We start from the raw sequence: 11,735 nt of genomic DNA on the forward strand, positions 1-11,735 counted from the left end.
GGCGGTGCGGCACAACGGCTGGAGCATTGCCATGAACATCATCGAGCAGCTGGAGCGCGAGGAAGTCGCGCGCCTTGCCAAGACCATTCCCGATTTCGAGCCGGGCGACACGGTCATCGTGAACGTGCGCGTCAAGGAAGGCGAGCGCAGCCGCGTCCAGGCCTACGAGGGCGTCTGCATCGCCCGGTCCGGCGGCGGGCTCAATGAGAGCTTCACCGTCCGCAAGATCTCCTACGGCGAGGGCGTCGAGCGCGTGTTCCCGGTCCACTCCCCGATGATCGATTCGATCAAGGTGGTCCGCCGGGGCAAGGTGCGCCGCGCCAAGCTGTACTACCTGCGCGACCGTCGCGGGAAGTCGGCCCGTATCGTGGAGCGTGTCGACCGGACGGCCAAGCCCGCCAAGGGCGCCGCCACGAAGGCCCCCACCGCCGCCGAGTGATCGCACCGGCATCACGGGGGGCCGCTTGAGCGGCCTCCCACGCATCGCCCGCCCGGCTCCGCCGCGGCGGGTTTTTTCTTGCGCGAACAGGACGGGGCGCCCAGGAGCGGCACGGGCCGCCAAACAATTGAAGGTAGCAGCACCGCAGCAAATACTACCGGTGAAGTATTTGATTGTGCGACCGAACCCGTGCGATGACCACGCGCAGTGGTGCGTGCGACGGATGGGGAGCACGAAGATGGGCCTGTGGCGCGACTTTCAGTGCAATACCGGCCGCACCATCCATAAGTGGAGCCATTACTTTCCGGTCTACGAGCGGCACTTCTCCTCCTTCATCAATCGCCCGATCACTTTTCTGGAGATCGGATGCGGCGACGGGGGTTCGCTGCAGATGTGGAGACGGTATCTCGGACCCTACGCCCAGTTCGTCGGCCTCGACATTCGGCCGGAGTGCAAGAATTTCGAAGGCGACCAGATCCAGGTGAGGATCGGCAACCAGGCGGACACGGCGTTCCTCGACGGAATCATCGCTGAATTTGGCGTTCCGGACATCATCGTGGACGACGGCTCGCACGCGATGAGCGACGTCTGCACGACCTTCTCCCACCTCTACCGGCAGATGCGCAGCACGGGGGTGTATCTGGTCGAGGACCTCCACACCGCCTACTGGCCGCAATACGGCGGCGGTCTCCGGCGGCAGGGGACCTTCATCGAGATGACGAAGAACCTGATCGACGAGCTGAACGCCGACCTCTCCGAGGGCGCGCTGGAGCCCACCGAGTTCACGCGGACGACGAACGCCATCTGCGTCTACAACAGCATCGTCGTCCTCGAACGCGGCCTGCCCCTGCCGAAGCGATCGCTGTTGGTCGGCTCCACCGGGTATTTCGGTGCACACCCCATCCCCGACGCCGGGGCGGCGCAGCCGGAGGCCTGACCGTCGGCGCCGCTCAGCGGCGGAGGGCTTCCAGCACCTTTCCACCGGGGCGGCCGGTGGCGGGCATGCCGAGCTTGCGCTCGATGTCCTTGATGGCGTCACGGGTCTTCTGGCCGACCTTACCGTCGGCCTCGCCCACGTCGTAGCCCATGCTGGTCAACCGCACCTGGAGGTCCCGGCGCTCGGCCCGGGACAGGGGCGGATCGTCCGTCGGCCATGCGGCCTGGACGCCCGGCTTGCCGCGCAGGCGGTCCGACAGGACGGCGATGGCGAGCCCGTACGACTCGGCGGCGTTGTACGAGTAGATCGCGTCGAAGTTCTTCGTCACGAGGAACGCCGGACCGTCCACCCCCGCGGGGGCGATGATCCCGGCCGGGCCTTCGCCGGACAGCGGGCGCCCGTCGATGCGGGTGACGCCGAGGGACGCCCAATGGGTGAGCGGCTTCTTGTTGCGGCGGCCGGCGGCGGAGGTGTTGAAGCCCGCGGGCAGGCGGACCTCGTAGCCCCAGACCTGCCCGTGCTGCCATTTGGCGACGTGCAGGAAGTTCGCCGTGGAGGCGACCGCGTCGGCCACCGAATCGACCACGTCGCGCCGGCCGTCGCCGTCACCATCGACGGCGAGGCGCTGATAGGTGGTGGGCATGAACTGCGTCTGGCCGAAGGCACCGGCCCAGGAGCCCGTCAGCCGCTCGGGGGCGATGTCGCCCCGGTCGATGATCTTCAGGGTGGCGATCAGCTCACCCCGGAAGAAGTCCCGGCGGCGGTTGCCGGAGCAGGCGAGGGTGGCCAGCGACTGCACCAGCGGCGTCTTGCCGAGGTTCTTGCCGAAGTTCGACTCGACCCCCCAGACCGCCGCGATGGTGTAGCGATCGACCCCGTAGCGGGCCTCGGCCCGGGCGAGGGCATCCCCGTGCTGCCGCATGGCGGCGCGCCCGTCCTCCACCCGCTCGTCGTCCACGAGGGCGGCCATGTAATCCCAGATCGGCGTCTTGAACTCGGGCTGCGCCTGCGACAGCTCGATCACCTTGTCGTCGTAGGTGATACCCGAGGTCGCCGCCTCGAAGGCCCTGCCGGACACGCCCGCCACAGCCGCCTGCGCGCGGATACCGGCGAGGCAGCCGTCAAAATCGGCCCGCGCCGGCAGGCTCGCCAGTCCCGTCAGCAGACCGAGCGCGAGGGCGATCCCTGGTGCGGGCGAGTGCTGCATTCTGACGATCCTCGGGCCGGTGTTTCTGAATCTCGGCCGGGATTCAGGCGACATGAGGGTTAACGAAGCTTTAGAGATGGCCCCCGAAGGACCGTCTCAGGCCCCCGCACGGGCGCGGCGCCCGCCGGGGTCCCGGGGTTCACGCCCATTCGCGCTCGGCGAGCTTCTTCTCATACGCGTCGATCGCGGTGCCACGCTCCAGCGTGGTGCCGATCTCGTCGAGCCCGTTCAGCAAGTTGTGCTTCCGGCCGGGCTCGATGTCGAAATGCAGCGTCCCGCCGTCCGGGCCGCGGATGGTCTGGGCGTCGAGATCGACGGTGAGGGTGGCGTTGGCGCCGCGCTCGGCATCCTCGAACAGCTTCTCCAGATCCTCCGGGGCGACCCGGATCGCCAGGATGCCGTTCTTCCCGCAATTGTTGAAGAAGATGTCGGCGAAGCTGGTGGAGATGACGCAGCGGATGCCGAAATCGGCCAACGCCCAGGGGGCGTGCTCCCGCGACGAGCCGCAGCCGAAATTGTCGCCGACCACGAGGATCTTGGACTGGCGATAGGCCGGCTGGTTGAGGATGAAGTCCGGGTTCTCGGAGCCGTCCTCCCGGTAGCGCATCTCGGCGAACAGGCTCTTGCCGAGCCCCGTCCGCTTGATCGTCTTGAGGTATTTCGCCGGGATGATCCTGTCGGTGTCGACATTGATCGTCCGCATGGGCGCCGCGACGCCCTCCAGGGTCGTGAACTTGTCCATCGTCTCTTCGGGAGCTGACCGTGTGTCTGGAATCGCTCCGGTGTAGCAGCCCTGCGCTCGGCCCGGAAGGTTCAGGCCAAACCGGCCGCGTGCTCCCGGCGCAGGGTGCCGTCGTGGAGCGCCGAGGCGACGAGGGCGCCGGCGAGGCCGCCCTCCGCGAGGGCGCGCAGATCCCCGGGGCCGCGCACGCCCCCCGCCGCGTAGACCCGACGCGCCCCCGCCCGCGCCCGCACGGCGGCGAGTGCGGGGAGGTCCGGCCCGGCCCCCGCGCCGACCTGGGCCAGAGTCATGGCGATCACGTCCGGCGGCCAGAGGGTGGGGTCGTCGTGCAGGCTGGCAGGCCCGAGCCGCTCGCCGCCCCGCGTATCGAGGGACAGCACGGCCCCGTCCCCGAGGGCGGTGACGAGGGCGGCATCGTCCTGGCTCTCGGAGCCGATGACCGGTCGGCCGAGCCCTTCCGCCAGGAACGCCTCCACCGCGGCCGCCGCCGCGAATCCCGCATCGACCCAGAGGCCGATGCCGGGGCAGGCGGCGGCGATGGTGCGCAGCGATGCGATGTCGGGGGCGCTGCCGTCGATGATGGCGTCGAGGTCGGCGACGTAGAGGAGGCGGGCGGGCCATGCCCGGAGCAGCCCGGCCGCGACGGCGGCCGGTGCGGAGCCCTTTGCCAAGGGCGTCTCGATCGGGGCATAGGAGGCGCGCTCGCCCCGGCGCGCCCGGACCACGCAGCCCCCGCGCAGGTCCAGCACCGGAATCACCGCGAAGCCGGCCCTGCCGGCCCCGCTCCCTGAGACGTCGAAGCCCGTCATTCGCGCATGTCGATCCCAAAAACCATCGGGTGGGACCTCGGCGGGGTCCACGTCAAGGCCGCTCTGATTCGCGACCGGCGGGTCGTGGCGGCCGTGCAGGTGCCATGTCCCCTCTGGCAGGGCCTGCCCGCCCTGGACGCCGCCCTGAAGGCCCTGCCGGACTGGGCGCGGGACGAGGCCGTTCACGCGGTCACCATGACCGGGGAACTCACGGATTGCTTCGAAGACCGGGGGGCGGGCGTTGCCGCCCTGGCGGGCTGGGCCTCCACCCGGCTCGCCGGCCCGGTCCGGATCTTCGCGGGACGCTCCGGCTTCGTCGCCCCGGAGGCGGCGGCGGCGGCCTCCGCCGACATCGCCTCGGCCAACTGGTACGCCACGGCGGCCCTGATCGGCGGCATCGTGCCCGACGCGCTCCTCGTCGATGTCGGCTCGACCACCGCGGACCTGATCCCCATCGCCGCAGGCCGCCCGGCCGCCCTCGGCTACAGCGATGCCGAGCGTCTGGAGACGGGGGAACTCGTCTATACGGGCGTCGTCCGCACGCCCCTCATCGGGCTCTGCGACCACGCCCCGTTCCGCGGGCGGCGCACCCGGCTGATGACCGAGACCTTCGCCCATATCGCCGACGCCTACCGCATCCTCGGAGACCTGCCGCCGGAGGCCGACCAGCAGGGCACGGGCGACCGCAAGGGCAAGTCGGTCGCCGAGAGCGAGACCCGGCTCGCCCGGATCGTCGGCCGCGACCGGGGGGAGGGCGACGCCGAAGCCTGGAGCGCCCTCGCCCGCCATTTCGCCGAGGCGCAGCTGCGGCTCCTGCACGATGCGGCGGCGGTGCAGCTGTCGCGCCCCGACATGCCGGCGTCGGCGCCCCTGGTGACCTGCGGGGCGGGGGCGTTCGTGGCCGACCGGCTCGCCGCCCGGCTCGGCCGGCCGCGGATGGGTCTCGCCGACCTCCTCGCCCCGCGGGCGAGCGGCGAGGCCGCCGCATCATCCTGGATTTCAATCTGTGGGCCGGCCGTGGCGGTCGGCCTCATCGCGGAGGACCATGTTCGATGAGCGCCATCCGGATTCTCGCCCGCATCCTCGCGACCCGCGTCGGCCCGCATATCGAGCTGGCCGTCGAGACCGAGACCGGCGAAGTGCTGAAAGTGCTGGCCACCGAGGATCAGGCCGACCGGCTGGTGGACGAGCTGGAGGACCTTCTCAATTCGCCCACCGATTCCGGGGACGACGAGCCGCCCGAGGCCGCTTGAACGGGGCCTGTCATCGCCGAATGCCGTGACGCGACCCAGGGCGCCCCCCGCCGCCCGCCGTGGCGCCTTCCGTAAACCGTGGATCGGGTGTTCCCACGGCTCCGCCCGGATCCCGTCCCCATAATGGGGAGGGGCAGGGGTGGGGGTGGTGCCGGAGAGCGCTCCCCGGTGCCTCCTGAACCACCCGCCTCCCCACAAGGGGGGAGGGGAGCGCGTCGCACCTCACGATCCAGGTCGTCGAGAAATCGCGTGAGAACGCGCGCGCCGGCGACGACCACGAAAAAGGCCGCCGCGACATGATCGCGGCGGCCTCCTGTCTGGTGCGGTGGACGCGCCTTACGCGGCGGTGCGCTTGCGGGCTTCCTGCTTGGTGTCGACGCCGGAGGCTTTGATCTCGGACAGCTTCTGGGCGACGTTGCGCGAGAACACGAACTCCGCCGGGCGCTGGTTCTCCAGGCTCACGTCCGGGGCCATGTCGCCCTCGGTCTTGATGCCGCGGAGCATCTGGATCACCGGCTTCCACGGCTTGCGGACCGAATCGACCACCGAGGACGCCTCGTAGCCCGAATGGACCATGCAGTCGGCGCACTTCTCGTAGTTGCCGGTGCCGTAGGAATCCCAGTCCGTGGACTCCATCAGCTCCTTGAAGGTCGCCGCGTAGCCCTCGCCGAGCAGGTAGCAGGGCTTCTGCCAGCCGAACACGGTGCGGGTCGGGTTGCCCCACGGGGTGCAATGGTAGGTCTGGTTGCCGGCCAGGAAGTCGAGGAACAGCCCCGACTGCTGGAAGGTCCACTTCTCGCGGCCCTTCTCCTTGCCGTGCCGGAACACGCCGCGGAACAGGTCCTTCGTCGCCTTGCGGTTGAGGAAGTGCTGCTGGTCGGGGGCGCGCTCGTAGGCGTAGCCGGGGGAGACGGTGATGCCGTCGATGCCCATCCGGGTCACGCTGTCGAAGAAGTTGGCGATCTTCTCCGGCTGGGAATTGTTGAAGAAGGTGCAGTTGATGGTGACGCGGAAGCCGAGCTCCTTGGCCTTCGCGATCGCCGCCACGGCCTTGTCGTAGACGCCGCGCTGGCACACCGAGTGATCGTGCATCTCCTCGTCGCCATCGAGATGGATCGACCAGGTGAAGTACGGGCTCGGCTTGTACTCCTTGATCTTCTTCTCGAGGAGCAGCGCGTTGGTGCAGACGATCGCGAATTTCTTCTGCGCGATGATGCCTTCGACGATCTGCGGAAGATCCTTGTGGAGAAGCGGCTCGCCGCCGGCGATCACCACCATGGGTGCGCCGCATTCGCGGACGGACTCGAGGGCCTCGGCCACGGGGAGCCGCTTGTTGAGGATCTCCTCGGGGTAGTCGATCTTACCGCAGCCGGCGCAGGCCAGATTGCAGCGGAACAGCGGCTCCATCATCATGACGAGCGGGTAGCGCTTACGGCCCGTCAGGTGCTGCTTCAGGATGTAGCCGCCGATCTTCGCGACGTACCGGAGGGGGATACCCAAGTTGCGGCTCCTTAGTTTCGTCGGCCCCGGATGATCGGGGTGCTTAACGTGATAAGTTGTCGATTTCCAGCGACGTAGCTTAGAATGGCTCTCAAACTACGGGCTGAAGGACTTAAACAAACTCTTTAGTCCGGGGCTGACGCATCGGCGCCACAGGCTGACGCATGGCAGATGCCAAGTCGCGGTAGCCCGGACGATGGCGCGACTACCATGCGCACAATGCGACGGCATTACGGCCGAGGGCGGCGCATCGCGGGGCGGGATGCCGGATTGCGGTGCGACAGCACACGCCTGTCTCCCGGAAGTGACGCCCAGGGGGTCTCGCGTTGCAATCCGGAGCCCTCCTCTTTACTGAGCCAAGCGACTGCGCCGCAAGTCGGCGCCGGTTGCGGGGAACCTCGTGCCGGCGGCCGCCTTGGCCCGTGCGTGGTCCTCCGACGCCCCTGGGTCCCGACGGTCCTGTGACCGGATCGGCCCGGAATGCGTTCCCGGAACGAGAGGATCGGCCCCTCGGGCCGGACGAACTGGCAGGGTACTCGTGATCGAAGGTCTCGTCGCGTCTTCCGTCCGCTTCCGCTGGATCGTCATCGCCCTTGTCGCGGCGATGACGGTGGCGAGCGTCGGTGTCGCCGTTCACCTCTTCCGGATCAACACGGATGTGGAGCGCCTGATCGATCCGAAGGAGCCCTGGCGCCAGGACGAGATCGCCTTCGAGAAGGCCTTCCCACAGCGGTCGAACCTGATCGTCGCGGTGATCGACGGGCAGACCCCCGAGGAGACCGAGGAGGCCGCCGCCTCCCTCACCCGCGCCCTCTCCGAGCGCAAGAACCTCATCGAGACCGTCTACCGGCCGGACGGCGGCCCGTTCTTCCAGAAGGACGGCCTCCTGCTGATGCCGCAGGCCGAACTCGACAAGACCCTCGACCAGCTCACCCAGCAGCAGGGCCTGCTCGGGCCGCTGGCGGCCGACCCGTCCCTGCGCGGCGTGATGCGGGTGCTGACGCTCGGCGCCCGCGGGGTGAAATCGGGCGATGCCAAGCTCGAGGATCTCGACAAGCCGATGGCGCAGATCGACGGCACGCTGCGGAAGGTGATCGCCGGTGAGCCGGCGCGCCTCTCGTGGCAGGCGCTGCTCGCCAACGGGGAGACCCGCGTCACCGACAGGCTCAAGTTCGTGATGATCCAGCCGGTGCTGGACTTCAACGCCCTGGAGCCGGGCTACGAGGCGACGCGGATGATCCGCGAGGTCGCCAGGGACCTGAAGATCGACGCGGCGAACGGGCTGCGCATGCGCCTCACCGGCCCGGTCGCCGTGTCCGACGAGGAGTTCGCGACCCTGTCCGAGGATGCGCTGCTCAACAACAGCATCATCGTCGGCGCGATCGTGCTGTTCCTGTGGCTCGCCCTGCGCTCCGGCCCGCTGGTGATCGCGGTGATCATCACCACCTTCGCCGGCCTGATCGTGACGGCCGCCCTCGGCCTTCTGCTCGTCGGCGAACTGAACCCGATCTCGGTGGCCTTCGCGGCCCTGTTCGTCGGGCTCGGCATCGATTTCGGCATCCAGTTCTCCGTCCGCTACCGGGCCGACCGCTACACGCAGCCGACCCTCCAGGGCGCGATCCGGGGCGCCGCCCGCGGGGTGGGCTGGTCCCTGACCCTGGCGGCCGTCTCCCTCCTCGCCGGGTTCTTCGCCTTTTTGCCGACCGCCTTCCGCGGCGTGTCCGAGCTCGGCCTGATCGCCGGCGTCGGCATGATCGTGGCCTACCTGTTCTCCCTGACCCTGCTGCCGGCGCTGATCGCCGTGTTCCGGCCGAAGGGCGAGAAGGCGGCCGTCGAGACCCGCTGGCTCGTGGGCGTCGATCCCTGGATCATCCGCAACCGCAAGCCGATCCTGATCGCGGTGGGTCTGGTGACGCTGGCGGGAACCCCGCTGCTGTGGTCGCTGCCGTTCGATTCGAACCCGATGCACCTGCGCAGCCCGAAGGTGGAGTCGATCGCCACCTATCTCGACCTGATCAAGAACCCCGAGACCAGCCCGAACGTCATCGACGTGCTGGCCCCCAGCGTGGCGGCCGTGCCCGAGGTGACCAAGACGCTGGCGGCCCTGCCCGTCGCCGACTCGATCACGAGCATCAACACCTTCGTCCCGCCGGACCAGGACAAGAAGCTCGCCCAGATCGCCGACACGGCGCAGCTCCTCGACCCCGTGCTCAACCCCGCGCGGAAGCCGGCACCGCCGACCGACGCCGACAACGTGAAGGCGCTCAAGGATGCGGCCGTCGCGCTGAAGGGCGTGGCCGACGAGGCGAAGGCCGGCACGCCGGGCGCCGGCACCGCCAAGGCCCTGTCGGGCACCCTCGACACCCTGGCCGACGGCCCGGTGCAGAAGCGCGAGGCGGCCTCGGTCGCCCTCACCAAGGATCTCACGCCCCTGCTGACGGGGCTGCGCGACCTGTTGCACCCCGAGAAGATCACCCTGGAGAACCTGCCGCCGCAGCTGAAGGCCGATTGGGTCGCCGCCGACGGCCGCGCGCGGGTCGAGGTCCATCCCAAGGGGGATTCGAACGACGACAAGGTGCTGCGCAACTTCGCCGACGCGGTGCTGAAGGTGGCCCCGCACGCCACCGGCGCGCCGGTCTCCACCACGCGCTCGACCTACACGATCCTCGGCGCCTTCGTGCAGGCGGCCATCACCGCCCTGGTGCTGATCTTCGTCATCCTCTCGGTCGCCCTGCGCAAGCCGTGGGACGTGGCGATGACGCTCGGCCCGCTGGTGATCGCGACGCTATGGACGCTGATGGCGATGCGGATCATCGGCATGCCGCTCAACTTCGCCAACATCATCGCCTTGCCGTTGATGCTCGCGGTGGGTGTGGCCTTCCACATCTACTACGTGATCGCGTGGCGGGCCGGCGTGACCGACATGCTGGCCTCCAGCCTGACCCGGGCGATCTTCTTCTCGGCGATGACCACGGGCAGCGCCTTCGGCTCGCTGGTCCTGTCGAGCCATCCGGGGACGGCGAGCATGGGCGAGCTGCTGGCCCTGTCCCTGTTCTTCACGCTGCTCGCGGCGTTCTTCGTGGTGCCCGCCACCCTCGGCGAGCCCCCGGCCCAGCCCGACCGCAACCGCCCCGAGGGCGACAGCGCGGCCAAAAGCCCGATCCTCGGCAAGCGGCGTGAGGAGCCGGTGCCGGCGAAGTAGCCGGCAGGCTGGACGCCTCCTTTGGGGGCGCCTACCTTGCGGGCCATGGAATCGGTGGAGCTCGATAAAGCGGATCTCGACTTCGCGAACCTCGTTGCGCGTGTGGAAAGGGGCGAGCATATCGTCCTCACCCGCGACGGGGCACCCGTGGCCGACCTCGTCCCGCACCCGCAGCCAGCGCGCCGGATCGATCTAGCGGCGGGCGCTGCTTTCCTTCGCTCGCGGGGTGTCGACAAGCCCTTCGGATACATCGCGGACGATTTCGACGATCCGCTTCCTGAAGATTTCCTGCTGCGGCCCTCACCCGGGCCGTGAGGCTACTTCTCGACACCCATATCCTGCTGGGACTCTTGAAGGAGACGCTCGAAGCAACGGCTCCCTCGGTCGCTGCAGCGATGGCTCGGCCAGATATCGATGTCTGCGTGAGCGCGGCCAGCCTCTGGGAGATCGCGATCAAGACCCGCCTGGGGAAACTAGAGCCGGGTATGCCTCTCAATCTCCTTCCTCAGGCAATCACGGCCATGGGGTTCACGCTGCTGCCGATCACGGCATCGCATGCACTCGCGGAGATCTCGCCGCTCCCCGCCACACGAGACCCATTCGACCGGCTCTTGCTGGCGCAATGCATCGTCGAGGATCGGCGTCTTGTGACGCTGGATCACGCTCTCGCGGATCATCCGTTTGCGGCGCGGCTCACACCAATCATCGAATGAAATCCGAGAACCCGCCCCTTGCGATGCCCTGCGCCGCGGCGAGCGTGGCCGGGGCGATCAGCGCGTCGCGCTCCTGCGCGTAGAGGTAGCCCGGCGCCTCGCAGGGGAAGCCGCCCCCGGTGGCGGGGTGGGTGTAGAGCTCGGTCAAGCCGTCGGGCAGATGGGCGAGAAGCCCGGCCACGCGCGGCGGAGTCATGGCGCCGGACCACGCGAGGCCGAGCGTCCGATCCGGGATCAGCAGGCCCGCCTGCCGGGCGCGCACGGCCAGCAGGGCGGCCCAGGGGGCGATGTCGAGGGCCATGCGGGGGCGGGCGCCCGGCTCGGTCCGGCGGAGGATCTCCCGCGGCTCCCGGGGCACCCGGAGGGCGCGCATGCCGTAGCGGCGGCCGATGCGCAGCACCGCGCCCGCGATGAGCGGGTGGACGTGGAAATGCTTGTGGGCGTTCACGTGGTCGAGGGGCAGGCCGGTGGCCCTGTACGCCTCGCACTGCGCCGTGATCTCCGCGGCCATCTGGCGGCGCGCGGCGGGATGGCGGGCGAGGTCGAGCCCGAGGCCGGCCATGTCCGCTCGGAGCAGCCCGTCAGGGCCGGCGAGGTCGGGCAGGTCGGCGGCCGGCAGGGTCGGCCACGCCTCCACCAGCACGAGGTGCAACCCCACCCGCAGGGATGGCAACCGCTTGGCCCGCGCCACCGCGTCGGCGGCGGCGGGGGCGGACACCATGAGGCTCGCGGCCGTGAGGATCCCCTCCCGGTGCGCCTGCTCGACGGCCTCGTTGACCTCAAGGCTCAGCCCAAAATCATCAGCCGTGACGACGAGACGCTTCACACTCACCTCGTAAACGGTGTCGAGAGGGCGAGCCCCCTCGCGGGTCCAGGGCGGAGCCCTGGGATATGCGGGGCTCCGCCCCGCACGCCCCGCCGGGGCCTGAGGCC

The 11,735-nt window shown here is 69.4% G+C and carries 12 protein-coding genes; 7 read left to right on the forward strand and 5 right to left on the reverse strand.

Annotated features, from left to right (window positions below):
• The first annotated feature begins 31 nt into the window (after positions 1-31).
• A complete protein-coding gene (gene rplS, locus MKK53_RS04680; RefSeq protein ID WP_243927330.1) occupies positions 32-439 on the forward strand; it encodes a 50S ribosomal protein L19 in 408 nt (135 codons plus the stop codon).
• Positions 440-677: 238 nt separating this feature from the next.
• Complete coding sequence (locus MKK53_RS04685) at positions 678-1,376, forward strand: class I SAM-dependent methyltransferase (protein WP_243927332.1); 699 nt, start codon at positions 678-680, stop codon at positions 1,374-1,376.
• Between the two features lie 13 nt (positions 1,377-1,389).
• Here the strand turns inward: MKK53_RS04685 and MKK53_RS04690 are convergent, their stop codons facing one another.
• The 3 genes from MKK53_RS04690 to MKK53_RS04700 form a co-directional block, all read right to left on the reverse strand.
• Positions 1,390-2,583, reverse strand: a complete 1,194-nt coding sequence (locus tag MKK53_RS04690; protein ID WP_243927334.1) for a lytic murein transglycosylase — start codon at positions 2,581-2,583, stop codon at positions 1,390-1,392.
• Positions 2,584-2,722: 139 nt separating this feature from the next.
• Entirely contained in the window at positions 2,723-3,325 is a 603-nt protein-coding gene (leuD, locus tag MKK53_RS04695; protein ID WP_243927335.1) for a 3-isopropylmalate dehydratase small subunit, read from the reverse strand.
• Between the two features lie 71 nt (positions 3,326-3,396).
• Complete coding sequence (locus MKK53_RS04700) at positions 3,397-4,134, reverse strand: HisA/HisF-related TIM barrel protein (protein ID WP_243927338.1); 738 nt, start codon at positions 4,132-4,134, stop codon at positions 3,397-3,399.
• A 6-nt stretch (positions 4,135-4,140) separates the two neighbouring features.
• Here MKK53_RS04700 and MKK53_RS04705 point away from each other — a divergent pair, with 6 nt between their 5' ends.
• Together MKK53_RS04705 and MKK53_RS04710 are read left to right on the forward strand one after the other, a co-directional pair.
• Positions 4,141-5,190 carry a hydantoinase/oxoprolinase family protein gene (locus MKK53_RS04705; RefSeq protein ID WP_243927340.1) on the forward strand — a complete coding sequence of 350 codons (1,050 nt, stop codon included), beginning with the start codon at positions 4,141-4,143 and terminating at the stop codon, positions 5,188-5,190.
• A complete protein-coding gene (locus MKK53_RS04710) occupies positions 5,187-5,387 on the forward strand; it encodes a hypothetical protein (protein ID WP_243927343.1) in 201 nt (66 codons plus the stop codon). Before MKK53_RS04705 ends, MKK53_RS04710 begins: the two co-directional genes overlap by 4 nt.
• 336 nt (positions 5,388-5,723) lie before the next feature.
• Here MKK53_RS04710 and hpnH read toward each other — a convergent pair whose 3' ends face one another.
• Positions 5,724-6,887, reverse strand: a complete 1,164-nt coding sequence (gene hpnH, locus MKK53_RS04715; RefSeq protein WP_243927345.1) for an adenosyl-hopene transferase HpnH — start codon at positions 6,885-6,887, stop codon at positions 5,724-5,726.
• A 538-nt stretch (positions 6,888-7,425) separates the two neighbouring features.
• Between hpnH and MKK53_RS04720 the strand changes: the two genes are divergently transcribed.
• Genes MKK53_RS04720 through MKK53_RS04730 form a run of 3 tightly spaced genes read left to right on the forward strand, consistent with a single transcriptional unit; the run spans position 7,426 to position 10,802 of the window.
• Positions 7,426-10,089 (forward strand): MMPL family transporter, encoded by a 2,664-nt coding sequence (locus MKK53_RS04720; protein ID WP_243927347.1) that lies wholly within the window; start codon positions 7,426-7,428, stop codon positions 10,087-10,089.
• Positions 10,090-10,134: 45 nt separating this feature from the next.
• Complete coding sequence (locus MKK53_RS04725) at positions 10,135-10,404, forward strand: type II toxin-antitoxin system Phd/YefM family antitoxin (RefSeq protein WP_243927349.1); 270 nt, start codon at positions 10,135-10,137, stop codon at positions 10,402-10,404.
• Positions 10,401-10,802 carry a type II toxin-antitoxin system VapC family toxin gene (locus MKK53_RS04730; RefSeq protein WP_243927351.1) on the forward strand — a complete coding sequence of 134 codons (402 nt, stop codon included), beginning with the start codon at positions 10,401-10,403 and terminating at the stop codon, positions 10,800-10,802. The genes MKK53_RS04725 and MKK53_RS04730 overlap by 4 nt, the downstream gene beginning before the upstream one ends.
• Here the strand turns inward: MKK53_RS04730 and hpnK are convergent.
• The gene (hpnK, locus tag MKK53_RS04735) at positions 10,792-11,628 is read right to left on the reverse strand and encodes a hopanoid biosynthesis-associated protein HpnK (RefSeq protein ID WP_243927353.1); all 837 of its coding nucleotides are present in this window, start codon (positions 11,626-11,628) and stop codon (positions 10,792-10,794) included. The two genes, MKK53_RS04730 and hpnK, sit on opposite strands and share 11 nt — an antisense overlap.
• Positions 11,629-11,735: the final 107 nt, after the last annotated feature.

This window comes from Methylobacterium sp. J-076, assembly GCF_022829405.1.
Taxonomy (GTDB): Bacteria; Pseudomonadota; Alphaproteobacteria; order Rhizobiales; family Beijerinckiaceae; genus Methylobacterium.

Coding starts and splice junctions, on each gene's coding strand:
- rplS (WP_243927330.1), top strand. CDS start 32: ATGAACATCATCGAGCAGCTGGAGCGCGAGGAAGTCGCGCGCCTTGCC.
- MKK53_RS04685 (WP_243927332.1), top strand. CDS start 678: ATGGGCCTGTGGCGCGACTTTCAGTGCAATACCGGCCGCACCATCCAT.
- MKK53_RS04690 (WP_243927334.1), bottom strand. CDS start 2,583: ATGCAGCACTCGCCCGCACCAGGGATCGCCCTCGCGCTCGGTCTGCTG.
- leuD (WP_243927335.1), bottom strand. CDS start 3,325: ATGGACAAGTTCACGACCCTGGAGGGCGTCGCGGCGCCCATGCGGACG.
- MKK53_RS04700 (WP_243927338.1), bottom strand. CDS start 4,134: ATGACGGGCTTCGACGTCTCAGGGAGCGGGGCCGGCAGGGCCGGCTTC.
- MKK53_RS04705 (WP_243927340.1), top strand. CDS start 4,141: ATGTCGATCCCAAAAACCATCGGGTGGGACCTCGGCGGGGTCCACGTC.
- MKK53_RS04710 (WP_243927343.1), top strand. CDS start 5,187: ATGAGCGCCATCCGGATTCTCGCCCGCATCCTCGCGACCCGCGTCGGC.
- MKK53_RS04725 (WP_243927349.1), top strand. CDS start 10,135: ATGGAATCGGTGGAGCTCGATAAAGCGGATCTCGACTTCGCGAACCTC.